At 74.5% G+C, this 23,137-nt stretch carries 23 protein-coding genes and 1 riboswitch; of the genes, 9 read left to right on the top strand and 14 right to left on the bottom strand.

From position 1 onward, the window contains the following. Positions 1 to 162: 162 nt before the first annotated feature. Positions 163 to 1,593: an NCS2 family permease gene (locus tag ASG49_RS03470; protein ID WP_369814200.1), complete on the bottom strand. Its 1,431-nt coding sequence runs from the start codon at positions 1,591 to 1,593 to the stop codon at positions 163 to 165. Positions 1,594 to 1,667: 74 nt separating this feature from the next. Between ASG49_RS03470 and ASG49_RS03465 the strand changes: the two genes are divergently transcribed. The 3 genes from ASG49_RS03465 to ASG49_RS19225 are packed head-to-tail and all read left to right on the top strand — an operon-like array spanning position 1,668 to position 2,503. Next, positions 1,668 to 1,967 carry a DUF2530 domain-containing protein gene (locus ASG49_RS03465; RefSeq protein ID WP_235561890.1) on the top strand — a complete coding sequence of 100 codons (300 nt, stop codon included), beginning with the start codon at positions 1,668 to 1,670 and terminating at the stop codon, positions 1,965 to 1,967. After that, on the top strand, positions 1,964 to 2,332 hold the full coding sequence (locus tag ASG49_RS03460) for a dihydrofolate reductase family protein (protein WP_235561889.1): 369 nt from the start codon (positions 1,964 to 1,966) through the stop codon (positions 2,330 to 2,332). Before ASG49_RS03465 ends, ASG49_RS03460 begins: the two co-directional genes overlap by 4 nt. Before the next feature lie 27 nt (positions 2,333 to 2,359). Next, entirely contained in the window at positions 2,360 to 2,503 is a 144-nt protein-coding gene (locus tag ASG49_RS19225) for a hypothetical protein (RefSeq protein WP_235561888.1), read from the top strand. Between the two features lie 16 nt (positions 2,504 to 2,519). On the opposite strand, the gene ASG49_RS03455 is transcribed toward ASG49_RS19225, so the two are convergent. After that, positions 2,520 to 3,290 carry a DUF3027 domain-containing protein gene (locus ASG49_RS03455; RefSeq protein ID WP_056539690.1) on the bottom strand — a complete coding sequence of 257 codons (771 nt, stop codon included), beginning with the start codon at positions 3,288 to 3,290 and terminating at the stop codon, positions 2,520 to 2,522. Between the two features lie 83 nt (positions 3,291 to 3,373). Here ASG49_RS03455 and ASG49_RS03450 point away from each other — a divergent pair, with 83 nt between their 5' ends. Then, the gene (locus ASG49_RS03450; protein ID WP_082533744.1) at positions 3,374 to 4,828 is read left to right on the top strand and encodes an MFS transporter; all 1,455 of its coding nucleotides are present in this window, start codon (positions 3,374 to 3,376) and stop codon (positions 4,826 to 4,828) included. A gap of 9 nt (positions 4,829 to 4,837) precedes the next feature. Here the strand turns inward: ASG49_RS03450 and ASG49_RS03445 are convergent, their stop codons facing one another. After that, positions 4,838 to 5,251, bottom strand: a complete 414-nt coding sequence (locus ASG49_RS03445; RefSeq protein WP_056537110.1) for a VOC family protein — start codon at positions 5,249 to 5,251, stop codon at positions 4,838 to 4,840. Positions 5,252 to 5,298: 47 nt separating this feature from the next. Then, positions 5,299 to 6,981, bottom strand: coding sequence for a dihydroxy-acid dehydratase (ilvD, locus tag ASG49_RS03440; protein WP_056537108.1), 1,683 nt, complete (start codon positions 6,979 to 6,981; stop codon positions 5,299 to 5,301). Positions 6,982 to 7,014: 33 nt separating this feature from the next. Here ilvD and ASG49_RS03435 point away from each other — a divergent pair, with 33 nt between their 5' ends. Further along, positions 7,015 to 7,593, top strand: a complete 579-nt coding sequence (locus tag ASG49_RS03435) for a nucleoside/nucleotide kinase family protein (RefSeq protein WP_235561887.1) — start codon at positions 7,015 to 7,017, stop codon at positions 7,591 to 7,593. Here the strand turns inward: ASG49_RS03435 and ASG49_RS03430 are convergent. Beyond that, positions 7,590 to 8,684: an exo-alpha-sialidase gene (locus tag ASG49_RS03430; RefSeq protein WP_056537103.1), complete on the bottom strand. Its 1,095-nt coding sequence runs from the start codon at positions 8,682 to 8,684 to the stop codon at positions 7,590 to 7,592. The two genes, ASG49_RS03435 and ASG49_RS03430, sit on opposite strands and share 4 nt — an antisense overlap. Positions 8,685 to 8,841: 157 nt before the next feature. Between ASG49_RS03430 and ASG49_RS03425 the strand changes: the two genes are divergently transcribed. Both ASG49_RS03425 and ASG49_RS03420 read left to right on the top strand, forming a co-directional pair. Continuing rightward, a complete protein-coding gene (locus tag ASG49_RS03425; RefSeq protein WP_056537100.1) occupies positions 8,842 to 9,060 on the top strand; it encodes a hypothetical protein in 219 nt (72 codons plus the stop codon). An 85-nt stretch (positions 9,061 to 9,145) separates the two neighbouring features. Next, positions 9,146 to 10,102, top strand: coding sequence for an alpha/beta fold hydrolase (locus ASG49_RS03420; protein ID WP_056537097.1), 957 nt, complete (start codon positions 9,146 to 9,148; stop codon positions 10,100 to 10,102). Here the strand turns inward: ASG49_RS03420 and ASG49_RS03415 are convergent. The 8 genes from ASG49_RS03415 to gatC all read right to left on the bottom strand — a co-directional run bounded on the left by ASG49_RS03415 (position 10,099) and on the right by gatC (position 19,249). Then, on the bottom strand, positions 10,099 to 11,235 hold the full coding sequence (locus tag ASG49_RS03415) for a sorbosone dehydrogenase family protein (protein ID WP_056537094.1): 1,137 nt from the start codon (positions 11,233 to 11,235) through the stop codon (positions 10,099 to 10,101). The two genes, ASG49_RS03420 and ASG49_RS03415, sit on opposite strands and share 4 nt — an antisense overlap. Before the next feature lie 9 nt (positions 11,236 to 11,244). Next, positions 11,245 to 12,117, bottom strand: a complete 873-nt coding sequence (locus tag ASG49_RS03410; protein ID WP_235561886.1) for an ECF transporter S component — start codon at positions 12,115 to 12,117, stop codon at positions 11,245 to 11,247. After that, complete coding sequence (locus ASG49_RS03405; RefSeq protein WP_056537092.1) at positions 12,114 to 13,709, bottom strand: ABC transporter ATP-binding protein; 1,596 nt, start codon at positions 13,707 to 13,709, stop codon at positions 12,114 to 12,116. The genes ASG49_RS03410 and ASG49_RS03405 overlap by 4 nt, the downstream gene beginning before the upstream one ends. Then, the gene (locus tag ASG49_RS03400) at positions 13,693 to 14,865 is read right to left on the bottom strand and encodes an energy-coupling factor transporter transmembrane component T (RefSeq protein WP_082533743.1); all 1,173 of its coding nucleotides are present in this window, start codon (positions 14,863 to 14,865) and stop codon (positions 13,693 to 13,695) included. Before ASG49_RS03400 ends, ASG49_RS03405 begins: the two co-directional genes overlap by 17 nt. Positions 14,866 to 14,883: 18 nt before the next feature. Further along, the gene (locus ASG49_RS03395; protein WP_056537089.1) at positions 14,884 to 15,633 is read right to left on the bottom strand and encodes a hypothetical protein; all 750 of its coding nucleotides are present in this window, start codon (positions 15,631 to 15,633) and stop codon (positions 14,884 to 14,886) included. A gap of 89 nt (positions 15,634 to 15,722) precedes the next feature. Next, positions 15,723 to 15,796, bottom strand: a riboswitch (cobalamin riboswitch). A 116-nt stretch (positions 15,797 to 15,912) separates the two neighbouring features. Beyond that, positions 15,913 to 17,424: an Asp-tRNA(Asn)/Glu-tRNA(Gln) amidotransferase subunit GatB gene (gene gatB / locus ASG49_RS03390; protein WP_056537086.1), complete on the bottom strand. Its 1,512-nt coding sequence runs from the start codon at positions 17,422 to 17,424 to the stop codon at positions 15,913 to 15,915. After that, positions 17,421 to 18,953 carry an Asp-tRNA(Asn)/Glu-tRNA(Gln) amidotransferase subunit GatA gene (gene gatA / locus ASG49_RS03385; protein ID WP_056537083.1) on the bottom strand — a complete coding sequence of 511 codons (1,533 nt, stop codon included), beginning with the start codon at positions 18,951 to 18,953 and terminating at the stop codon, positions 17,421 to 17,423. The genes gatB and gatA overlap by 4 nt, the downstream gene beginning before the upstream one ends. Beyond that, positions 18,950 to 19,249 (bottom strand): Asp-tRNA(Asn)/Glu-tRNA(Gln) amidotransferase subunit GatC, encoded by a 300-nt coding sequence (gene gatC, locus ASG49_RS03380; RefSeq protein WP_056537080.1) that lies wholly within the window; start codon positions 19,247 to 19,249, stop codon positions 18,950 to 18,952. Before gatC ends, gatA begins: the two co-directional genes overlap by 4 nt. Positions 19,250 to 19,267: 18 nt before the next feature. Here gatC and ASG49_RS03375 point away from each other — a divergent pair, with 18 nt between their 5' ends. Next, positions 19,268 to 20,191, top strand: a complete 924-nt coding sequence (locus ASG49_RS03375) for an SGNH/GDSL hydrolase family protein (protein ID WP_056537077.1) — start codon at positions 19,268 to 19,270, stop codon at positions 20,189 to 20,191. Here the strand turns inward: ASG49_RS03375 and ligA are convergent. Continuing rightward, positions 20,188 to 22,371 carry an NAD-dependent DNA ligase LigA gene (gene ligA, locus ASG49_RS03370; RefSeq protein WP_082533902.1) on the bottom strand — a complete coding sequence of 728 codons (2,184 nt, stop codon included), beginning with the start codon at positions 22,369 to 22,371 and terminating at the stop codon, positions 20,188 to 20,190. The genes ASG49_RS03375 and ligA overlap by 4 nt on opposite strands. Positions 22,372 to 22,458: 87 nt before the next feature. Between ligA and ASG49_RS03365 the strand changes: the two genes are divergently transcribed. Next, the gene (locus ASG49_RS03365) at positions 22,459 to 23,121 is read left to right on the top strand and encodes an alpha/beta hydrolase (RefSeq protein WP_235561884.1); all 663 of its coding nucleotides are present in this window, start codon (positions 22,459 to 22,461) and stop codon (positions 23,119 to 23,121) included. The last annotated feature ends 16 nt before the right edge of the window (positions 23,122 to 23,137 follow it).

Raw genomic sequence — 23,137 nt, 5'->3', positions numbered from 1 at the left:
CCGTGCTAAGTATTTCTGGAGCGCACCGATCCCGCCGCCGCGGCGGCGGTTTCCCAGGTGATGAAGGAAAACTGCCTCCTCACACACGTCGCACCGTGTGTGAGGAGGCAGTTCGGGTTCATCACCTGGGAAACCGGTGTCCGCGGCCGGCGCCCCACGGCGTCAGGTCAGCAGCGCGGTGAGCGGGTTGATCGCGAAGTACGCCACGAACAGGACCGCGATGACCCACAGCAGCGGGTGCACCTGGGCGATCTTGCCCTTGACCACCTTGATCAGCACGTAGGCCAGGAAACCGGCGCCGATGCCGACGGTGATCGAGTAGGTGAACGGCATCAGCACGATCGTGAGGAACGCCGGGATGGCGATCTCGACGTCGTCCCAGTCGATGCCCTTGACCTGCTGCATCATCAGGAAGCCGACGAGCACGAGCGCCGGGACGGCCGCCTCGCTGGGGATCACCGCGACCAGCGGCGCCAGGAAGATCGCCAGCAGGAAGCAGATGCCGGTCACGACCGAGGCGAGGCCGGTGCGGGCCCCCTCCCCCACGCCGGAGGCCGACTCGATGTAGGAGGTGTTGGACGAGACGCCGGCCGCGCCGCCCGCGGCCGCGGCCACGGAGTCGACGACGAGGATGCGGCGCGTGCGGGGCGGGGCGCCCTCGGCGTCGAGCAGCCCGGCCTCGGCGCCGATGGCGGTCATCGTGCCCATGGTGTCGAAGAAGTCGGCGAGCATCAGGGTGAAGACCAGCAGGATGGCGGCGACGACGCCGACCTCGGCGAAGGAGCCGAGCAGGTTGAACTGGCCGAGCGTGCCGAAGTCGGGGGCGTCGAAGACGTTGCTCGGGAACGACGGCACCGTGAGGGCCCACCCGGTCGGCTCGTCGGCGCTGCCCTGGCCGAAGCCGCCGATCGCCTCGGCCACGATGGCCACGACGGTGGTGACGAGGATCGAGACCAGGATCGCGCCCTTGACGCGCAGCACCCACAGGGCGACGACCAGCACCAGGCCGAGGCAGAACACCAGGACCGGCCAGCCCTGCAGCTGACCACCCGGGCCGAGCTGCACGGGCACGGTGGTGTTGGCGGCGTCGGGGATGCGGCGCACGAAGCCCGCGTCGACGAAGCCGATCAGGGCGATGAACAGGCCGATGCCGACCGAGATGGCGATCTTGAGCTGGGCGGGCACCGCGTGGAAGACCGCCTCGCGGAACCCGGTCAGCACCAGCACCAGGATGACGAGGCCCTCGAGGACCACCAGGCCCATCGCGTCGGCCCACGTCATCTGGGAGGCGATCGCGAAGGCGACGAAGGCGTTGAGACCCAGGCCGGTGGCCAGCGCCAGCGGGAAGTTGGCCACCACGCCCATCGCGATCGTCATCACGCCGGCCACGAGCGCGGTGCCGGCCGCGATCATGGGCAGGTTGCCCGGGGGCTCCACCCCGCCGAGGAAGCCGCCGCTGGCGTCGGGCGCGAAGCCGAGGATCAGGGGGTTGAGCACGATGATGTAGGCCATCGTGAAGAAGGTGACGATGCCGCCGCGCACCTCGCGCGCGACGGTCGAGCCGCGCTCGGTGATCTTGAAGAAGGTGTCCACGGGCGGTATCGAACCACCCGCGGACCACCACCGTGTCTCCCAGCCCCCCACGTGGGACGGCTAGATTGACCTCCGTGCCCGACGACGAGCAGCCGGTGGTCCACGAGATCGGCAACCGCACCTACATCGTCGCCGACGTCGCGCCCCTCGACCTCGACGGCGTGCGCACCATGCAGGTCGGCACCGCGCTGTGGTTGCTCGGCCTGCTCGTGCTGCTGCCCTTCCACGACCGGCTCCAGGAGGACGGCCACCTGTGGTGGCTGTGGACCTGCGTCGCCGGCTTCGGCCTGGGCCTGGTCGGCTGGGACCACTGCCGACGGCGGCGCCGGCTGCGCAAGCAGGGCCGGCTCCCCGACGAGGACCCCGCGCCGTGACCCGCTGCCGCTACTACACCGCCACCACCCTCGACGGCTTCCTGGCCGACGAGCACGACTCGCTCGCCTGGCTCTTCGAGCAGCGGCACGAGCCCGGCGGCCTCGGCGACTTCGACCGCTTCATGGAGGGCGTCGGCGCCCAGGTGATGGGCGCGACGACCTACACGTGGCTGCAGGAGCACGAGCCCGACTGGGACCCGGGCCCCGGTCAGCCGGTGTGGGTCCTCACCCACCGCGACCTGCCCGTACGCCGGGACGGCGTGCGCCTCGTCTCGGGCCCGCTCGCCGACCACCTCGACGAGATCCTCGCGTCTGCGGGCGACAAGGACGTCTGGGTCATCGGCGGCGGTGACCTGGCCGGCTAGTTCGCCGACCTCGGCCGCCTCGACGAGGTGCTGGTCTCCGTGGCCTCGGTCGTGCTGGGCGCCGGTCGGCCGCTGCTCCCGCGCCGGCTCGACCTCGAGCTGCTCGAGCACGAGCGCAACGGTGACTTCCTCGTGGCGCGCTACGCCGTGAAGGGTCCGCGGACCGACTGACGCGGCGGTCGGTGCCTCAGAACTGCTCGAGGTCGTCGCGGACGATCGTGTCGAGCACGTGGTCGGGCAGCGGGGGCGGCAGCTGCTTGCGTCGCAGCTGTGCCTCGGAGTGGGCGCCGCAGCCGTGGTCGAGCGAAACCACGCGGGCGTCGTCGTTGGCGTACTCGTTGGCGCACACCCCGAACATCGTCGCGAGCGGGCCGGTCAGGCGCACCAGGAAGCCGCAGCCGCCGCACCGACCGGGAGCCGACTGGGCCAGCGGGGACTCGGGGCCCTGGTCGCCGGCGTACCACCGCTCGGCGGCGGCGTCGCGCCCCTCCAGCGACAGCACGCGGGACCGGCCGAGGCCGACCTCCTCCACGACGGCGCGCGCGACGGGGTCGGGGGCGTCGCCCTCGAGCCAGGTCGGGACCAGCCGGGGGTCGTCCTCGTCGGCGGGCAGCAGGTCGCCGGGCGAGAGGTCGCCGGGCTTGATCCGCTCGCGGTAGGGCACCCACTCCGGCGCCACGATCGCGTCGTCGCCGGGCAGCATCACGACCTCGTCGACGGTGACGGGCAGGCCGTCGCCGGGGAGCACGGTGACCACGGCCCAGACCCAGCCGCGGTAGCCGGGCTGGCGGCAGGCGAAGCGGTGGGTGACGACGCCGTCGCCCTCGGGCTCGGTGCCGAGGTGCTCGCCGACGAGGTCAGCGCCGACCTGCTCCACCAGCGCGGCGCGGGCGGTGTCGACGGCCTCGGAGGGGCTCCCGGAGGACACCTCGGACGGGACCTGGTCGGCTGCGGACATCACGTCGGCGATCATCCCCCATCGGGCCGGGTCGTGTCTCCCCGGCCCTCCGGCTCCCCGCCCGTTGTTGGCAGGATGGGCGCATGGACGGCGAGGAGGGACGCAGCCGACGTCTCGTCGGGGCGACCGGGCGGGGCCTCAGGCGCGCCGGGTCGGCGACCGGCCGCGGCGCGTCGTACACCGTGCGCCAGGCGCGTCGCGCCTCGCACGCGGAGGGCGCGGGCGACTCGGGCCTCTACCGGCTGATCGAGCTGCACGCCTTCAACGCCGCGGGCGACGCCGCGGTCGCCATCTCGCTGGCCGGGACGCTGTTCTTCGCCCAGCCCGGCGAGGCCCGCGGCCCGATCGCGCTGTTCCTCGGCCTCACGATGCTCCCCTTCGCGGTGGTCGCCCCGCTGCTCGGGCCGTTCCTCGACCGGTTCAGCCACGGCCGCCGGTGGGCGATCGGCGCCACGATGGCGCTGCGGGCGTTCTTCTGCTGGCTGATGGCCGACGCGGTCGCCTCGCAGTCGCTGCTGATGTATCCCACGGCGCTCGGTGTCCTGGTCTCCTCCAAGGCGTACGGCGTCGCCCGGGCCGCCACGGTGCCGCGGCTGCAGCCGGCCTCGCTGACCCTCGTCAAGGCCAACAGCCGGATCTCCCTGGCCGGGGTCGTGGGCGCGGCCATCTCGGCGCCGCTCGCGGGCGGGGCGTCGTACTTCGGGGCGCAGTGGTCGCTGCGCTACGCCTTCGTCGTCTTCGCCGGCGCCACGATCCTCTCGATCCTGCTCCCGGCCCGGGCCGACGCGAAGGGCGACGAGCTCCCCGTCAGCCTGGGCGGGGAGAGCCGGAAGTTCAAGGTCCCCGCCGACGTCGGCTTCGCGCTGCGGTGCAACGCCGGCCTGCGGATGCTCTCGGGCTTCCTGACGATGTACATGGCCTTCCTGCTGCGCGACCAGCCCTTCCCCGGCTGGGAGGACAAGGCGACCCTGCTGCTCGGGCTCGTGATCGGCGCCGCCGGGCTCGGCAACACCGTCGGCATCGGGCTCGGCTCGATGCTCCGACGGGTGACCCCTGCCCTGACGGTGGTGGTGGCGCTGCTCGCCGACGCCGCGATGTCGGTCGTGGCCGCGCTCTTCTACGGCCTGCTGGCGGCGGTCGCGCTCGGCCTCACCGCGGGAGTGGCCCAGGCCATGGGCAAGGTCTCGCTCGACTCGACGATCCAGACCTCGGTGCCCGAGCGGCACCGCACCTCGGCCTTCGCGCGCTCGGAGACGATGCTGCAGCTCTCCTGGGTGGTCGGCGGCTTCATCGGCATCGGGCTGCCGCTCATCCCCCGCCTCGGGCTGGGCGTGCTCGCCGGGCTGATGGTGGCCTGGACCGTCTTCGTGCTCGTACGTCGACCCCAGGACCCGCCCCGCCTGCCCCCGGCCGCGACCGCGACCGAGGACCCGGCAGCCCACCTCGACGACCGGGTCGACCACCGGGTCGACCACCGGGACGACGACAGCGACGACCCGGGCGAGCCGACCGGCCCGATCACGCCGGTGACGAGCTGAGCGACCGACTCAGGGCAGGACCAGCTGCCCGATCTCGCCGGGGTTGGTGGCGATCTCCCACCGGAAGCCGTCGGGGTCGGCGAAGTAGCCGGTGTAGCCGCCCCACGCCCGGTGCTGCGGACCGGCCACGGTGGCGCCGAGGGAGCGAGCGAGCGCCAGCACCTCGTCGACCTCGGGCTCGGTGGCCACGTTGTGGGCCAGCGTGATCGGCGAGACGCCCTCGCCGCGGCGTACGGCACCGACCTCGGCCTCGAACTCCGCCAGCGACCACAGCGAGAGCACCAGCCGCTCCCCCGCCCGCAGCATCAGCACCTCGCCCGGCACCAGCAGCTCGGGCTCCCAGCCGAGGCCGTCGACGTAGAACGCCCGGCTGCGCTCGACGTCCTCGACGGCCAGGGTGACGAAGCTGATCCGTTGGTCCATGCCTGCCGACCCTGCCACCGCGGGGCCCGGGCGTCGAGCCCGACGGGTCAGCCGCAGACGGCGCCGTGGGCGGCGGACTGGACGACCTTGGCGTACTTGCCCAGCACCCCGCGGGTGAACTTGGGCTCCCGCGGCACCCAGCCCTCGCGGCGCGACTCGAGCTCCTCGGGCGACACGTCGACGTCGAGGGTCATGTGGGTGACGTCGAGGGTGATCTGGTCGCCGTCGCGCAGGAACGCGATCGGGCCGCCGTCGGAGGCCTCGGGGGCGACGTGGCCGACGCACAGGCCGGTGGTGCCGCCGGAGAACCGGCCGTCGGTGAGCAGCAGCACGTCCTTGCCCAGCCCGGCGCCCTTGATCGCGCCGGTGATGGCCAGCATCTCGCGCATGCCGGGCCCGCCCTTGGGGCCCTCGTAGCGGATCACCACGGCGTCGCCGGCGGTGATGCCGCCCTCGGCGAGGGCGTCCATCGCGGCCCGCTCGCCGTCGAAGACCCGGGCGGTGCCCTTGATGACGGTGCCGTCGAAGCCGGCCGACTTCACGACCGCGCCCTCGGGGGCGAGCGAGCCGTGCAGGATCGTCAGGCCGCCGGTGGCGTGGATCGGCGAGGTCAGCTCGCGGATGACGCCGCCGTCGACGGCGGGCGGGTCGATGTCGGCGAGGTTCTCGGCCAGCGTCTTGCCGGTCACGGTCAGGCAGTCGCCGTGCATCAGCCCGGCCTCGAGCAGCGCCTTCATCACCATCGGGATGCCCCCGACGCGGTCGAGGTCGACCCAGACGTACTTGCCGAACGGCTTGACGTCGGCGAGGTGCGGCACCCGGCTGCCGATGCGGGTGAAGTCGGCCAGGGTGAGGTCGACCTCGGCCTCGCGGGCGATCGCGAGCAGGTGGAGCACGGCGTTGGTGGAGCCGCCCAGGGCCATGGCGACGGCGATGGCGTTCTCGAACGCCTCCTTGGTCAGGATCTGGCGGGCGGTGATGCCGTGGCGCAGCAGCTCGACCACGGCCTCGCCGGACTTGTGGGCGTAGCCGTCGCGGCGGCGGTCGACCGCGGGCGGGGCCGAGGAGCCCGGCAGCGACATGCCCAGCGCCTCGGCGACGGCGGCCATCGTGTTGGCGGTGTAGGCGCCGCCACAGGCGCCCTCGCCGGGACAGATCGCGCGCTCGACCTTGTCGACCTGCTCGCGGCTGATCTTGCCGGCCAGGCAGGCGCCGACGGCCTCGAAGGCGTCGATGATGGTGACATCCTCGCCGTCGACCTTGCCGGGGAGGATCGTGCCGGCGTACAGGAACACCGAGGACAGGTCGAGCCGCGCCGCGGCCATCAGCATGCCGGGCAGCGACTTGTCGCAGCCGGCCAGCAGCACCGAGCCGTCGAGCCGCTCGGCCATCATCACGGTCTCGACCGAGTCGGCGATGACCTCGCGGGAGACCAGCGAGAAGTGCATCCCCTCGTGTCCCATCGAGATGCCGTCGGAGACCGAGATCGTCCCGAACTCCAGCGGGAAGCCGCCGGCCGCGTGCACGCCGCTCTTGACCGCCTGGGCGAGCCGCTGCAGCGAGAGGTTGCACGGGGTGATCTCGTTCCAGCTCGACGCGACGCCGATCTGGGGCTTGACCCAGTCGTCGTCGCCCATGCCCACGGCCCGGAGCATGCCGCGCGCGGCGGTGGCCTCCAGGCCGTCGGTGACGGCGCGCGAACGGGGCTTGATGTCGGGGGTGCCGGTCATGGGGCTGAGCCTAATCCTGGCAGGGTGGCGTCCGTGAGACGCATCATCGGCATCGCGGGCGCCCCCGGGGCGGGCAAGACGACCTACGCCGTGGCGCTGGCCGCCCGGCTCGGTGGGGTCCACGTGCCCATGGACGGCTTCCACCTCGCCGACGTCGCGCTGGACTCCCTCGGCCTGCGCGACCGCAAGGGGGCGCCGGAGACCTTCGACGCCTTCGGCTACGCCGCGCTGCTGGCCCGGCTGCGCACCGAGACCGGGCACACCGTGTGGGCGCCCGCCTTCGAGCGCGACCTCGAGCAGCCACTCGCCGGCGCCATCGGGGTGCCCGCGGACGCCGGGGTCGTGGTGACCGAGGGCAACTACCTGCTGCTGGACGCCCCGGAGTGGCGCGCGGTGCGGGCGCAGGTCGACGAGTGCTGGTGGGTCGAGGTCGACGAGGTCGTACGCCGCGCCCGGCTGGTCGCCCGCCACGTCCGGTTCGGCAAGACGCCGCAAGAGGCCGAGGCCTGGGTGGCGCGGGTCGACGACGTCAACGCGGCCCTGGTCGCCGCCGGACGCGCCGCCGCCGACCGCGTGGTCGGTGCCGACGAGCTGGTCCCGCCGGCCCCCTAGGCCGGGACCGACGCCGCCCGCACCACCATCACGTCGGGCAGGTCGCGGACCAGCTCCGCCCAGGTCTCCCCCGCGTCGGAGCTGCCCCACACCGCGCCGTTGCGGGCGCCGAAGTAGAGGCCCGGCTGCTCGTGGTCGTCGGCGCACATCGCGTCGCGCATCACCGCGACGTAGAAGGAGTCCGGCAGCCCCTGCGCCAGCTCCTGCCAGGTCTCGCCCGCGTCGCGCGAGCGCCAGACCCGGGCCTTCGCGCCCGGCGGGTAGCGCCCGTCGCCGCCACCGATCGGGAACACGAACAGCGTGTCCGGCTCGTGGGGGTGCACCACGACGGGGAACCCGAAGTCGGCGGGCAGGCCGTCGGCGATGTAGGTCCAGGAGCCGCCCTCGTCGTCGGAGCGGTAGACGCCGCCGTGGTTCTGGAGGTAGAGCCGCTCGGGGCGCGAGGGGTGCCGCGCGACCTTGTGCACGCACTGGCCGAACTCGGGGTACTGCTCGCCCTCGGGCAGGAACTCCGCCCGGATCCCGGCGTTGCGCGGCTCCCAGGAGCGACCGCCGTCCTGGGTGCGGTAGACGCCCCCGGTCGAGATCGCCACCGTCACCGACTCGGGGTCGGTGGGGTGCGGCAGGATCGTGTGGAAGGCCTGGCCGCCGAAGCCCGCGCCCCACTGCTCGCGGTGGGGGTGGTCCCACAGCCCCCGCTCCAGGTCGAAGGTCGCACCACCGTCGCCCGAGCGCCAGACCGCGCCGGGCTCGGTCCCGGCCCACACCACGCCGTCCCCCGACCCGGGCACCAGCTGCCAGACCCGCTCGACGCTGCGATCGACGTCGTCGGGGAAGCGGACCCCGCCGTCGTCGCCCTCCTCCCAGGTCGCGCCCAGGTCGGCCGAGCGGCGTACGCGCGGCCCCAGCCACATCGACGAGGCGCCGGCCAGCAGCCGCGTCTCGTCACCCCGGGTGTCGACCGCGCAGGAGTAGACCTCCTCCATGTCGAAGTGCGGTCCGGTCCAGCTCCAGTCGTGCCGCTCCGCGTCCGAGCGACCCACCCACAAACCCTTGCGCGTGCCCACCAGCAGCACCGTCGTGCTCGCCATCGCCTGCTCCTCTCGTGTCGTCGCAGGAACGACCCGCGGCGACCTCCGGACTCATCGGTCGGGTTCGTTCACGCACTCGTCACACGACGGAGACGCCGCGGACCCCTCCGCTGCCTAGGTTGGACCTTCCGGGAGAGCACCACCAGGGGAGACCACGATGTTCCACCTCGTCGCACCGCTCCGAGCCCCGCGCAGCCCCCTGGCCGGCTGGGCCGAGCGCAGCCAGCAGGCCGCCTGCCGCAACGCGATGGCCGCGTCCACCGCCCTTGCCGCCCAGCGTCGCGAGCGCGACGAGGTGGCGGCGTACGTCGAGACGGTGGTCGCCCACCGCACCGGCGTCATGGCCCCCGCGTCCCGGACCTCCGCCCTGGGCTGAGGACACCACCTGGACCGGGGCCCGTCCCCCGGGACGGGCGGGTCGATCCCCCGCACGCAGGTCCGCGGTCCGGCACACTGCGCCCATGGCCCGTCACCGTCCCCGCCCGCTCGCGCTCGCCCCCTCGGCCGACGAGGGGCTGGCGCTGCGCTACTACCCCGTCAAGAGCGCCGACGGGACCGTGTTGCAGGCGTGGACCAACGACGTCGAGGGCCCGACGGTGCTGCTGTGCAACGGGCTCGGCACCAACCCCTACGCCTGGCCCTCGCTGCTCGACCCCGGCTGCGGGGTCCGGGTGGTGTCGTGGAACCACCGTGGCACCGGCGGCTCGGAGCGCCCGGCCGACCGCGAGCGCGTCGGGATCGACGCCTTCGCCGAGGACGCGATCGCGGTGATGGACGACGCCGGCATCGGCGCCTGCGTGCTGATGGGCTGGTCGATGGGCGTCAACACGATGTTCGAGGTGGCCGTGCGACACCCCGACCGCGTCACGGGCCTCTACGCGGTGGGAGGGGTGCCCGGCGACACCTTCGCCTCGATGGGCGCCCCGCTGCGCATCCCCCGGCCGCTGCGCAAGCCGCTGACGGTCAACCTCACGCGGGCCGCCATGACCGTCGGCCGGGCGGTCAGCCCGTGGTCCTCGCAGCTCGCGATCGGCCCGCGGGCACTGCACCTGCTCACCCACAGCGGCTTCATGGCCCCGGTCGCCGACGAGGCGCTCTCGCGCCGGGCCGTGCGCGAGTTCCTGACCACCCCGGTGGAGTGGTACATGCACCTGGCCTACCACTCCTCGCGGCACGCCCGGGTCTCGCTGCGGAGGATCTCGGTGCCGACCAGCTTCCTGGCCGGCCGCACCGACGTGCTCGCCTCGGCCCACGACATGCGCACCGCCGCCGAGCGGATCCCCGGCGCGACCTTCCGCCTGCTGCGCGCCACCCACTTCCTGCCGATGGAGCGGCCCTCGGAGGTGCACGCCGAGCTGCTGGCGCTGCTCGCCCGGGTCCCGGACTCGCCCCGGACCCAGGACGGCACGGTGTCCTAGGGGTCGACCAGCAGGATCCGGTCGTCCTCGCGGGTCGGCTCGCCCCGGCCGTCGCGGTTGGACGTGGTCACCCACAGCCGGCCGTCGGGTGCGGTCGCGACGGTGCGGATCCGGCCGTAGTCACCGACGAAGAAGCCCCGCTGGTCCTGCGCCCCCTCGCCCTCCACGTCGACGCGCCACAGCCGCTGGCCCTGCAGCGCCCCTAGCCAGACCCGGCCGTCGACGAAGGCGAGGCCCGACGGGGAGCTGTCGTCGGTGGCCCACTGCACCTGCGGCCCGATCGCGCCGTCGAGCTCGCCGTCGCGGCCCTCGACCTCGGGCCAGCCGTAGTTGCCGCCCTTCTCGATCAGGTTGAGCTCGTCCCAGGTCTGGTCGCCGAACTCCGAGGCCCAGAGCCGGTCCTGGTCGTCGAAGGCGAGGCCCTGGACGTTGCGGTGGCCGTAGGACCAGACCGGCGACTCCGGGTCGGGGTTGCCCGGCGCCGGCTCGCCCTCGGGGGTGATCCGCAGGATCTTGCCGCCGAGCGACTCGAGGTCCTGGGCGTTGTCGGTGTCCCCGGCGTCGCCGGTGGAGACGTAGAGCATGTCGTCGGGGCCGAAGAGCAGCCGGCCGCCGTCGTGGTAGCTGTTGCGCGGGATGTCGGTCAGCACGGGCGTCGCCTCGCCGAGCCGACCGTCGCGGAAGGTCGCCCGCACCACGCGGTTGTCGTCGCCGGTGGTGAGGTAGAAGAAGACGCTCGCGTCCTCGGCGTACGACGGCGACACCGCGACGCCGAGCAGCCCGCCCTCGCCGTCGGGCTCGGCCTGGCCGAGCTCGCCCACCCGGGTGACCTCGCCGTCGCCGACCTGGAACACCCGCTCGGTGTCGCGCTCGGTCACCAGCGCGGAGCCGTCGGGCAGGAAGTCGATGCCCCACGGGGCCTGCAGCCCGCGCGCGACGGTGCCGACGACCTCGGGACGGGCCGAGCGGGCCTCGCCGGTCTCCGACGGCGTCGGCGAGGCGCTGGCCGAGCCGGTGTCGGCGGTGCCCGGCGACGGCGTCTCGCTCACCTCGGGCTCGGTCGCCTCGCCCCCACCACCACACCCGGCGAGCACGACGACGGGGGCGACGAGCAGGGCGACCAGCCTCTTCATGCGGCGAGGCTAGCGGCCGGGCCCAGCCGGGGCGGCGGTGTCCACGGGCCCGACGCGGACCACCGTGGCCCGGCGTACGGCGCGCCGCAGCGTGGCCAGCACCGCCGGTCCCAGCACCACCAACGCGACCGCGGTCGTCACCGCCCGACCGGTGTCCCAGCTCCCCGTCGAGGTCAGCAGCGTGTACACGCCGAAGCGCCGGAGGTTCTCCAGCAGCGGGTCGCCGGGCACGAACGCCAGCCCGCCCTCGTGGCCCGGCACCGAGATCCCGAGCGCGAAGGGCCAGCTGGTGAGGTTCATGGCCAGCCCGAAGACGTACGCCGCGGCGACGCCGTAGAGCACCAGCATCGCCACCTCCGCGCGACCCCGGACCCGGCGTGGCAGCAGCCCGGCCCCGGTGCCCACCCAGGCCGAGGCCATCATCTGGAACGGCAGCCAGGACCCGACTCCCCCGGTCAGCAGCGCCGAGGCGAACAGCGAGGTGCAGCCGAGCACGAAGCCGAACCCGGCGCCGAAGACGCGACCGCCGAGGATCAGCAGGAAGAACACCAGCTCGATGCCGCCGACCCCGGCCGAGAGCCCGCGCATCACCGCGTTGACGGCCGTCAGCACCGCCAGCACGGCCAGGACCTTGGAGTCCATGCCGCCCTCGCTGAACTCCGCGAGGCAGACCACGATCACCACCGGCAGCAGCAGCATGAAGACGAACGGCGGCTGCACGGTGTCGGAGTCGGGCGGCACCTGCAGCAGCAGCGGCCAGCAGAACATCACCACCCCGGCCAGCGAGGCCAGCCCGAGCACCAGCGCCGAGCGCGGCCGCAGCCGCAGCCCGGGCGGGTCGGCACGGCCGAGCGACGCGGGGTCGCGCACCGGCGCGCTCACCGGCCCTCTCCGGTCGAGCCGGCCACGACCTGGGCCACCGTGAGCCAGGCACCACCGAGGATCTTGTGCACCTGCGGCGCGAAGGCCGGCGACTCGGCCACGACCCGGGCGGTGGGGCCGGCCGAGACCACCTCGCCCTGGGCGAGCACGACCACCTGGTCGGCGACCTGGGCCACGAACTCGACGTCGTGGGTGGCCACCAGCACGGCCCGGTCGGCGACGGCGAGGCCGGTCAGCACCTCGGCCAGGGCCTGCTTGCCGGGGTAGTCCAGGCCTCGGGTGGGCTCGTCGAGCAGCAGCACCTCGGGGCGGGCCGTCAGCACCACGGCCAGCACGACGGCGAGTCGCTGGCCCTCGGACAGGTCGCGGGGGTGGGCGCGGCGGTCGACGCCGGGCACCAGCCGCTCCAGCAGCCGCGAGGCCGTCCCGGACGGCTGCTCGGCCTCGGCGTCCGCGGCGGCGCACTCGTCCTCCACGGTCTCGAGGTAGAGCAGGTCGGCCGCGGTCTGCGGGACCAGCCCGACCAGCCGTCGTCGCCCGGCGGCGGGCAGGGTGGCGGGGTCGGTGCCACCGACCAGCACGCTCCCGGCGGCCCGGGAGCGCGTGCCCTGGAGCGTCCAGAGCAGCGTCGACTTGCCCGAGCCGTTGCGGCCCATCAGCGCGGTCACCTGGCCGCGGCCGACGGTGAGGTCGACCCCGAGGAGCGTCGTACGCCGGCCGTGGAGCACCGAGACGCCGCGTGCCACCAGCGCCGGGCGGGTCGGGGGCAGCGCCTCGGCGGCTCGGGGCACGAGCGCGAGCCGGGACGCACGGCGGCGGGCGTCGCGGACGCTGAGCGGCAGCGGCGACCAGCCGGCCCACCGGCCCAGCTCGACGATGGGCGGGGCCACCGGGGAGCGCTCGAGCATCTCGGCGGGGTCTCCCGCGCGGACCCGGCCGTCGCCCTCGACGAGCACCACCCGGTCGACGAAGGGCACCACCCGCTCGAGCCGGTGCTCGGCCACCACCACGGTCACGCCCAGGTCGTGCACCAGCCGGGTGAGCGTGGCCAGCACGTCCTCCGCGGCCGTGGGGTCCAGCGCCGAGGTCGGCTCGTCGAGCACCAGCAGCCGGGGGTGCATCGTGAGCACCGAGCCGATCGCCACCCGCTGCTGCTGGCCCCCGGACAGGGCGCGGAGGTCACGGCCCCGCAGCTCGGCGATCCCGAGCAGGTCGAGGGTCTCCTCGACACGGCGGCGCATGGTGGCCGGGTCGAGGCCGAGCTGCTCCATGCCGTAGGCCAGCTCCTCCTCGACGGTGTCGGTGACGAAGCCGGCGGTCGGGTCCTGGCCGACGTAGCCGACGACGTGGGCGCGGTCGCGCGGTGGCAGGTGCAGCACGCTCGACCCGTCGAGCAGCACGTCGCCCGAGAGCAGCCCGCCGGTGAAGGCCGGGACCAGCCCGTTGAGGACCCCGAGCAGGGTCGACTTGCCCACCCCGGTGCGCCCGGCGACCAGCACCAGCTCGCCCTCGTCCAGCGTCAGGTCGACCCCGGCCAGCACCGGCGGGGCCGCCGGGTCGTAGCGGAAGGTGACCTCACGCAGCTCCAGCACGGGTCACCTCCTGACCGCGGCCCGGCCGGGCCCGGTGGGCGTGGCGGCGGGCCGCCGCGGCGCCGCGGTCGTCGGGGTCCGACAGCGCCGGCGGCGGCGCGACCACGACGGCCAGCAGCCCCGCGACGACGACGAGAAGAGCGGTCGCGGTGACCGGGGGCGCGGCGTCGAGGGCGGGGGTCAGGACGCGCAGCGGCACGGCGTCGCGCAGCGCCCAGGCCACGACGATCCCGGTGAGCGCGACCACGACCTCCTCGGCCCGCCAGCGGTCGGGGCGGTAGCGGGTGCGGCGCACGCGACGGCCGGCCGACCAGAGCCCCACCGCCGCCAGCAGCACCCCCAGGCCCAGCCCGCCGCCGACGAGCCAGCGCGGGGCGGTCTGGTCGAGCAGGGCGTAGCTGCCCATGCAGATGCCGCACAGCCCGAGCAGCAGCAGTCCCCCCGTCGTCGTACGCCGGCCGCGGCCGAGCGCGCCGACCCGGCCGTAGCCGCGGGCGTCCATGCCCGCCGCCAGCGCCATCGAGCGCTCCAGGGCGTCCTCCAGCACCGGGACGACCACGCCGCGCAGCCGCCGCAGCCGGCCGCCGGGCACGCCGCGCAGCTGCCGGGCGGCGCGGACGCGGCGCAGGCTGTCGGCCAGCTGCGGCAGCAGCGCCACGGCGACGACGACGGCCGTCCCGACCTCGTAGAGGGCCGGGGGCAGCGAGCGCAGCAGTCGCTTGGGGTTGGCCAGCGCGTTGGCGGCGCCCACGCAGATCAGCAGGGTGGCCAGCCGGAGGCCGTCGTAGAGCCCGGCGAGGAACGACTCCTGCGTGACCGGCCCCAGCAGCCGGATGCCGGCGACCCAGTCGGGCAGCGGCACCTCCGGCAGGTCGAGCCAGGCCGTGCCGCCCCCGCCGCCACCCAGCAGCAGACGGAGCACGACACGCACCACGACCACGGCGGCGCCGAGCCAGAGGTAGAGCGTGAAGGAGGCCGACCAGGGGTGGTCGGAGCGGCGCAGCGCGACGGTCAGCGACGCCACGCCCACCAGCCCGAGCAGCAGCACCGGGTTGGTGGTGGCGGTGGCGGCGGCCGCGAGCCCGAGGGCCCACAGCCACCACGCCGCGGGGTGCAGGTCGCGCGCCGGGCGCGACCCGCTCACCGTGGCTGCCACCGCCGGGTCACCTCAGGGTCACCCCTCGCCGGCGTCGCGTCGGCGGCGCAGCAGCAGGAACCCCACGACGAGGACGAGGAGCACGATCACGGCGATCGGGATGAACTGGCTGAGGTCGTTGTCGTCCGTGCTCTCGACGGCGTTCTCCGCGGTGCTGTCGCCGGAGTCGGGGCTGTCGAGGTCGGCACCGGTCGAGGGCGACGGCGAGGCCGAGGCGGACCCGGAGGCGGACCCGGAGGCCGCGACCGGCTCGACCGACGGCGGGGTCGACTCCGAGCTGTCCTGCCAGGCGAAGGCCACGAAGGCGCCGTCCTCGAGCGTCAGCTCGTCGGCGCCCTTGGGTGCGTAGTCCCAGGTGTCGCCGGTGGCGAGGTAGAGGCCCCAGTAGGCGTCGGCCGGGGGCATCGACTGGCACGCGGCGTCGGCGGGCTCGCCGTCGACCTTGCAGGCCGCGCCGGGGAACTCACCGACCGGGGTCAGCTCGTGGCCGGCCGAGGCGAAGACGTCGGTGGCGAGCTGGCCGCCGCCGTCCTCGACGCAGTCCTGCTGGACGGCCCCGCCCAGGGAGCCGGGGTCGACCACGACGCTGACGCCCTGGCCGTCGGAGCACAGCGAGCCCTCGGCGTCGGCTGACCGCACGCCGGTCGCGGCCGAGGCCGGGCCGGCGAGCCCGGCGAGGACGAGCAGCCCGGCGAGCGCCGCCAGGACGGACGGGGCGAGGACGCGCGCGCGGCTGGTCCTCGCGTCGGGACGGGGGGCGGTGGTCATGTGTCCTTCCCACGGGGCAGCGGGAGGGACCCCGGGCCGGGGTGCACCCGCTGCGTTCCGCGACAGCATCGGTGGGTCGTGTCCCCGTCGGGTGTTCCGGCTCGCCGCCCGGTCGGGGCGGCCCACGGTTGCGGGTCAGCGCCGGCTTCGGACCGGCTTCCCCCGCGGGGACAAGCAGTGGTGGGTACCCCTCACAGGGGCGTTGTCACGCTAGCACCGGGCGGCTCACCCCACGAGGTGAGGCGAGTCACCCGGGCGGTGTGCTGGCCGTCGACCACCTCAGGACAGGCGCTCGACGATCAGCTCGCGCACCCGGCCGGCGTCGGCCTGGCCGCGCATCTCCTTCATCACCGCGCCGATCAGCGCACCGGCGGCGGCCACCTTGCCGTCGCGGATCTTGGCGGCCACGTCGGGGTTGGCCTCGATGGCGCGGTCGACGGCCTCGCCGAGCGCGCCGTCGTCGGAGACGACCGCGAGCCCGCGGGAGGCGACCACCTCGTCGGGGGTGCCCTCGCCGGCGAGGACGCCGTCGAAGACCTGGCGGGCGAGCTTGTCGTTGATCTTGCCCTCGTCGACGAGCGCCTGGATGCGGGCGACGTCGACCGGGCCGATCGGCAGCGCGGCGAGGTCGGTGCCGGTCTCGTTGGCGCGGCGGGCCAGCTCCGAGAGCCACCACTTGCGCGCCGACTGGGGGCTGGCGCCGCAGGCGACGGTCTCCTCGACGAGGCCGAGCGCGCCGGCGCCGACGGTGTCGCGCATCTCCAGGTCGGAGAAGCCCCACTCCTGCTGCAGCCGCGAGCGGCGGGCGCGCGGGGGCTCGGGCAGGGTCGCCCGCAGCTCCTCGACCCACTCCCGTGACGGCGCGACGGGCACCAGGTCGGGCTCGGGGAAGTAGCGGTAGTCCTCGGCGTCGGACTTCTCGCGGCCCGAGGTGGTCACGCCGGTGTCCTCGTGCCAGTGACGGGTCTCCTGGGTGATGGAGCCCCCGGCCCGCAGGATCGCGGCCTGGCGCGAGACCTCGTAGCGCGCGGCCCGCTCGACCGAGCGGAAGGAGTTGACGTTCTTGGTCTCGGTGCGGGTGCCGAGCGTGCCGGACCCGGCGGGCGAGAGCGACAGGTTGACGTCAGCACGCAGGTTGCCCTGGTCCATCCGGGCCTCGGAGACGCCCAGCCCGACGATCAGGTCGCGCAGGTGCGCGACGTAGGCCCGGGCCACGGCCGGCGCCTTGTCCCCGGCCCCGACGATCGGGCGGGTCACGATCTCGATCAGGGGGATGCCGGCGCGGTTGTAGTCGACCAGGGAGTAGTCCGCGCCGTGGATGCGACCGGTCGTGCCGCCCACGTGGAGCGACTTGCCGGTGTCCTCCTCCATGTGGGCGCGCTCGATCTCGACGCGGAAGGTCTCGGTGCCGTCGGCGGTCACCACCTCGACGTCGGTCCAGCCGTCGAAGGCGATGGGCTCGTCGTACTGGCTGGTCTGGAAGTTCTTCGGCATGTCCGGGTAGAAGTAGTTCTTCCGGGCGAACCGGCACCACTCGGCGATCTCGCAGTTCAGCGCCAGACCGATCCGGATCGCGGACTCGACCGCGCGGGCGTTGACGGCCGGCATCGAGCCGGGCAGCCCCAGGCAGGTCGGGCAGGTCTGGGTGTTGGGCGCAGCCCCGAAGACGGCCGGGCAGCCGCAGAACATCTTGGTGGCGGTGTTGAGCTCGACGTGGACCTCCAGGCCCATCGCCGGGTCGTACGACGCCAGCGCCTCGTCGTAGTCGACCAGCTCGGTCGGGGTGCTCATGCGTGCTCCTCGGTCTCGAGTGCGAGCTGGTCCGCGCTCAGCAGCGGGCCGCCCCACTGCTGCTCGAGCAGGGCCTCGAGGGCCGCGCCGACGCGGTAGAGGCGGTCGTCGGCCGTCGCCGGGGCCAGGACCTGGAAGCCGACCGGCAGGTCGTCCTCCGCGGCCAGCCCGGCGGGGACCGAGATGCCGGGCACCCCGGCGAGGTTGGCCGGGATGGTGGCGACGTCGTTGAGGTACATCGCCAGCGGGTCGTCGAGCTTCTCCCCCAGCTTGAACGCCGTGGTCGGCGAGGTCGGGGAGACCAGCACGTCGGCGCGCTCGAACGCGGCCGCGAAGTCGCGGCTGATCAGGGTGCGGACCTGCTGGGCGGAGCCGTAGTAGGCGTCGTAGTAGCCGCTGGAGAGCGCGTAGGTGCCCAGGATGATGCGGCGCTTGACCTCGTCGCCGAACCCGGCGTCGCGGGTGGCGCGCATGACGTCCTCGGCGCTCGGGGAGTCCACGCCCTCGGGCAGCACCCGCAGGCCGTAGCGCATCGCGTCGAAGCGGGCCAGGTTGGACGACGCCTCGCTCGGCATCACCAGGTAGTAGGCCGCCAGCGCGTGCACGAAGCTCGGGCAGCTGACCTGCACGACCTCGGCGCCGGCCTCGACCAGCAGCTCGACGGCCTCGTCGAAGCGCTGCTGGACGCCGGGCTGGTAGCCCTCGCCGCCGAGCTCGGCGACGATGCCGACCCGCAGGCCGGCCAGGTCGACCTCGGCGCCCGCCCGGGCCGCGTCGACGACCGCGGGCAGCGGCTGGTCGATGCTGGTGGAGTCCAGCGGGTCGTGCCCGCCGATCACCTCGTGCAGCAGCGCCGCGTCGAGCACCGTGCGGGTGACCGGACCGGCCTGGTCGAGGCTGTTGGCCATGGCGACCAGGCCGTAGCGCGAGACCCCGCCGTAGGTCGGCTTCACGCCCACGGTGCCGGTGACCGCACCGGGCTGGCGGATCGAGCCGCCGGTGTCGGTGCCGATCGCGAGCGGCGCCTCGAAGGCGGCGACCGCGGCGGCCGAGCCGCCTCCGGAGCCGCCGGGGATCCGGTCGAGGTCCCACGGGTTGTGCGTGGGGCCGTACGCCGAGTGCTCGGTCGAGGAGCCCATCGCGAACTCGTCCATGTTGGTCTTGCCCAGGATCGGCAGGCCGGCGGCCTTGAGGCGCGCGACCACCGTGGCGTCGTACGGCGGACGCCAGCCCTCGAGGATCCGCGAGCCGCACGTGGTCGGCAGCCCCTCGGTGGCGAGCACGTCCTTGACCGCGACGGGCACGCCGTCGAGCGCGGAGGCAGGGGTGCCGGCCGCGCGGCGCTCGTCGGAGGCGCGGGCCGCGGCCAGCGCGCCCTCGGCGTCGACGTGGAGGAAGGCGTGGACGGCGCCGTCGACGGCCGCGATCCGCCTCAGGAATGCCTGGGTCAGCTCGACGCTGGTCGTCTCGCCCGAGGCGAGGGCGTCGGCCAGGGCCGCGGCGGAGCGCTCGATCAGGGGCGCGCTCACTGCTCGTCCCCCAGGATCCGCGGCACCGCGAAGCGCTGCTCCTCCACCGCCGGGGCGCCCGAGAGCGCCTGCTCCGGCGTGAGCGAGGGCCGCACGACGTCCTCGCGGAACACGTTGGTCACCGGCAGCGGGTGGCTGGTCGGCGGCACGTCGTCGGTGGCCACCTCGCTGATGGAGGCGACCGACTCGAGGATCACGGAGAGCTGCGGCGCGAGGTGGTCCAGCTCGGCGTCGTCGAGCTCGATGCGGGCGAGGTCGGCCAGATGGCGCACCTGCTCCCGGCTGATGTCAGGCATGCCCGTCATCCTAGGTGCGTGCGTCTCCTCCCCCCGCTGCCCCCTCGTCCCCGCGCGACCGCGCTCGCCGGAGGTCTCGCGGCGGCGCTGCTGCTGTCGGGCTGCGGGGCGGGGACGGGCACTCCTGAGCCGGCCCCGTCGTCCGCTCCGTCCTCCGAGCCGTCGGCGGCCGCCCCCGCGGACGGGTCGGGCGGCCCGTCGTACGTCGCCCTGGGTGACTCCTACACCTCGGCGCCCTTCGTGCCGCAGACCGACGTGGCCGGCGGCTGCTTCCGCTCCGACGACAACTACCCCGCCCAGGTCGCCGAGGCGCTGGGCGCCCGGCTGACCGACGTCAGCTGCGCGGGCGCCGACACCAGTGACGTACGCCGACCCCAGCTCGACGGCGTGCCCCCGCAGGCCGACGCGCTCGGGCCCGACGCCGAGCTCGTCACGGTCTCGATGGGCGGCAACGACGGCGGCGTGTTCTCCACCCTCGTCGGCCAGTGCGGCCGGCCCGGGGTCGCCGCCACCGACTGCTCGCGCCCGATCTCGGCGGCGACCGAGTCCCGGCTGCGCGAGCGGCTGGGCCGCACCGCCACCGACCTGGCGCGCGTGCTCCGGCTGGCGGCCCGACGCGCGCCGGACGCCCGGGTGCTGGCCGTGGGCTACCCCGTCATCGTCGCCGGGGACGCGTGCGACGCGCTGCCGCTGTCGGCGGCGAGCCAGGCGGCCGCGGCGCGCCTGAACACCGAGCTCAACGACGCGGTGCGGACCGCCGCCCGCCGGGCCGGGGCGACCTACGTCGACGTGGCCGCCGCCACCGAGGGGCACGACATCTGCGCCGAGGACCCCTGGGTCAACGGCGCCACCACCGACCAGCAGCGGGCGCTGGCCTTCCACCCGTTCGCCGCCGAGCAGCGGGCCGTGGCCGAGGCGGTCGTGGCCGCCGTGTGGCGCTAGGAGGTCTCCTCGGCCTCGGCCTCGGCCTCGGCCTCGGCGTCGGGCGCCGGTGGCGGCCCCTCGGCCAGCAGCCGCTTGAACCCCGCCTCGTCGAGCACCGGGACGCCGAGCTGCTCGGCCTTCTCGGCCTTGGAGCCGGCGTTCTCGCCGACCACGACGTAGTCGGTCTTCTTCGACACCGACCCCGACGCCTTGCCGCCGCGGCTGATGATCGCCTCCTTGACCGAGTCGCGGCTGAAGTCCTGGAGCGAGCCGGTCGCCACGATGGTCAGGCCCTCGAGGGTGCGGGGCACCGACTCGTCGCGCTCGTCGGCCATCGAGACTCCCGAGGCCTCCCAGGTGTCGACGATGCGCACGTGCCACGGCTCGGCGAACCACTCGATCACCGCTGCGGCGATGGTCGGCCCGACGCCCTCGGCCGCGGCCAGCTCGGCCTCGGACGCGCCGCGGATGGCGGCCATCGAGCCGAACTCCTGCGCGAGCGCCCGGGCCGCCGTGGGGCCGACGTGGCGGATGGAGAGCGCCACCAGGACCCGCCACAGCGGGACGTCGAGCCGGCGCCGCAGGTTGTCGAGCAGCCGTTGCCCGTTGGCGCTGAGCTGCGGCCCCTCCTCACCCTTCTTGGGTGCGCGGGTGAACAGCGGCGCGGTCAGGACCTTGGCCTCGTCGAGGTCGAACACGTCGCCCTCGTTGGCGATCGCACCCGCGTCGAGCAGGGCGACCGCCGCCTCGTAGCCCAGGCCCTCGATGTCGAAGGCGCCGCGCCCGGCGACGTGGAAGACGCGCTCGCGCACCTGGGCGGGGCAGTGCTCGTGATTGGGGCAGCGGAGGTCCTTGTCGCCCTCCTTCTGCTGGGCGAGCGTCGTGCCGCACGCGGGGCACTCGGTCGGCATCTCCCACTCCGGCAGGCCCTCGGGACGCAGCGCCAGCACCGGGCCGAGGATCTCGGGGATCACGTCGCCGGCCTTGCGCAGGATCACCGTGTCGCCGGGTCGGACGTCCTTGCGCCTCACCTCGTGGGCGTTGTGGAGGGTGGCGTTCTCCACCGTGGAGCCGGCGACCTTGGTCGGCACCATCACGCCGAAGGGCGTCACCCGACCGGTGCGACCCACGTTGACCGAGATGTCGAGCAGCTCGGCGTTGACCTCCTCGGGCGGGTACTTGAACGCGATGGCCCAGCGCGGCGCGCGACTCGTGGAGCCCAGCCGCCGCTGCAGGGTGACGTCGTCGACCTTCACCACGACGCCGTCGATCTCGTAGGGCACGATCGTGTGGCGCTGCTCGCCGACGTGCTCGACGTAGGCCTCCACCGCGTCGAGGCCGGTGACCACCTCGACCTGGTCGGAGGTGGGCAGCCCCCAGGCCTGCAGCGCGGCGTAGGCCTGCGACTGCGCGGCCGGTTCGAAGCCCTCGCGCGCGCCGATGCCGTGGCAGACCATCCCCAGGGCGCGGGTCGCGGTGACCCGTGGGTCCTTCTGCCGCAGCGAGCCCGCGGCGGCGTTGCGCGGGTTGGCGAACATCGGCTTGCCGGCCTCGGTCATGGCCTCGTTGAGCCGCTCGAAGGCCCGGACGGGCAGGAACACCTCGCCGCGCACCTCGAGCAGCCGCGGCGTCGGGAACTCCTCGCTGTCGTGCAGCCGGTGCGGCACCGCGTCGATGGTCTTGACGTTGGGCGTGACGTCCTCGCCCGTGCGGCCGTCGCCGCGGGTCAGCGCCCGCACCAGGCGGCCGTCCTCGTAGAGCAGGTTGATCGCCAGCCCGTCGACCTTGAGCTCGCAGAGGTAGGCCGGGTCGGTGATGCCGTCGCGGACCAGGCGCTGGGCCCAGGAGGCGAGCTCCTCGGTCGAGAACGCGTTGTCGAGGCTCTCCATGCGCTGCAGGTGGTCGACGGCCGTGAACTCGGTCGAGACCGCGCCGCCGACCTGCTGCGTCGGTGAGTCGGGGGTGCGCAGGTCGGGCAGCTGGTCCTCGAGCTCCTCCAGGCGGCGCATCCGGGAGTCGAAGTCGGCGTCGGAGAGCGTCGGGTCGTCGAGCACGTAGTAGCGCCAGCGCGCCTGGTCGACCTCCTCGGCCAGGCGCCGGTGCTCCTGGCGCAGGTCGGCCTGCGGGTCCTGGGCCGGGGCGGGGTCCGGGGTGGTGTCGGGAGCGTCCACGTCGCTGCTCTTGCTCACGGGTGCCATCTTGCCGTGCCCCACCGACACCCATCCGCCGACGCCGGTCGCGCCGAACCGCACCCGGTCCCACCAGCCGCCCGATTGGATGAGCACGTGCCCGCACCCTCGCTGCTGCCCCCCGACGCCTCGCTGAGCCCCCGCGCGCCCGGGGCCGTGGTGCTGATGCTCCACGGGGGCGCCCAGCACGGCCTGCAGGAGGTGGGCCCGCGCAGCGCCTCGCTGTGGCGCACCGGCCGGATGCGCGACGTGCTGGAGCCGCGGCTCGCCGAGCACGGCGTCGCGACGTACCTCCTGCGCTACGCCGTCCGCGGCTGGAACGAGGGGGCCGGCCCCGAGCCCTCGCCCGTGCCCGACGCCCGCTGGGCCCTGGGCGAGCTGGCCTGCGAGCACCCCGGCGCGCCGGTGGTGCTGCTCGGGCACTCCATGGGCGGGCGTACGTCGGTCCGCGTGGCCGACCACCCGGCCGTCGTCGGCGTCGTCGGGCTGGCGCCCTGGCTGGAGCCGGGCGACCCGATCGGCGCGCTCGCGGGACGCCACCTGCTGCTGGGCCACGGCAGCCGGGACAAGATCACCTCGGCGCGCGCGACCCGGGCCTACGCCGAGCGCGCCCGCCCGGTCGCCGCCTCGGCGGAGTTCACCGACCTGGGCCGGCTCGGGCACTACATGCTGGCCCGGCAGGACACCTGGAACCGGTTCGCCCTCGACGCGGTGCTCGAGGTGCTGGCACGCAGCGCCGACCGCACCGCGCAGGAATGACACGGCGGGCGCGACC

This window comes from Marmoricola sp. Leaf446 (assembly GCF_001424755.1).
GTDB lineage: Bacteria > Actinomycetota > Actinomycetes > Propionibacteriales > Nocardioidaceae > Marmoricola.
Note: the sequence above shows the minus strand (reverse complement) of the source record. Positions and strands in the feature narration are given on the sequence as shown.

Coding starts and splice junctions, on each gene's coding strand:
- ASG49_RS03455 (WP_056539690.1), bottom strand. CDS start 3,290: ATGTCCGCAGCCGACCAGGTCCCGTCCGAGGTGTCCTCCGGGAGCCCC.
- ASG49_RS03450 (WP_082533744.1), top strand. CDS start 3,374: ATGGACGGCGAGGAGGGACGCAGCCGACGTCTCGTCGGGGCGACCGGG.
- ASG49_RS03445 (WP_056537110.1), bottom strand. CDS start 5,251: ATGGACCAACGGATCAGCTTCGTCACCCTGGCCGTCGAGGACGTCGAG.
- ilvD (WP_056537108.1), bottom strand. CDS start 6,981: ATGACCGGCACCCCCGACATCAAGCCCCGTTCGCGCGCCGTCACCGAC.
- ASG49_RS03430 (WP_056537103.1), bottom strand. CDS start 8,684: ATGGCGAGCACGACGGTGCTGCTGGTGGGCACGCGCAAGGGTTTGTGG.
- ASG49_RS03425 (WP_056537100.1), top strand. CDS start 8,842: ATGTTCCACCTCGTCGCACCGCTCCGAGCCCCGCGCAGCCCCCTGGCC.
- ASG49_RS03420 (WP_056537097.1), top strand. CDS start 9,146: ATGGCCCGTCACCGTCCCCGCCCGCTCGCGCTCGCCCCCTCGGCCGAC.
- ASG49_RS03415 (WP_056537094.1), bottom strand. CDS start 11,235: ATGAAGAGGCTGGTCGCCCTGCTCGTCGCCCCCGTCGTCGTGCTCGCC.
- ASG49_RS03395 (WP_056537089.1), bottom strand. CDS start 15,633: ATGACCACCGCCCCCCGTCCCGACGCGAGGACCAGCCGCGCGCGCGTC.
- gatB (WP_056537086.1), bottom strand. CDS start 17,424: ATGAGCACCCCGACCGAGCTGGTCGACTACGACGAGGCGCTGGCGTCG.
- gatC (WP_056537080.1), bottom strand. CDS start 19,249: ATGCCTGACATCAGCCGGGAGCAGGTGCGCCATCTGGCCGACCTCGCC.
- ligA (WP_082533902.1), bottom strand. CDS start 22,371: ATGGCACCCGTGAGCAAGAGCAGCGACGTGGACGCTCCCGACACCACC.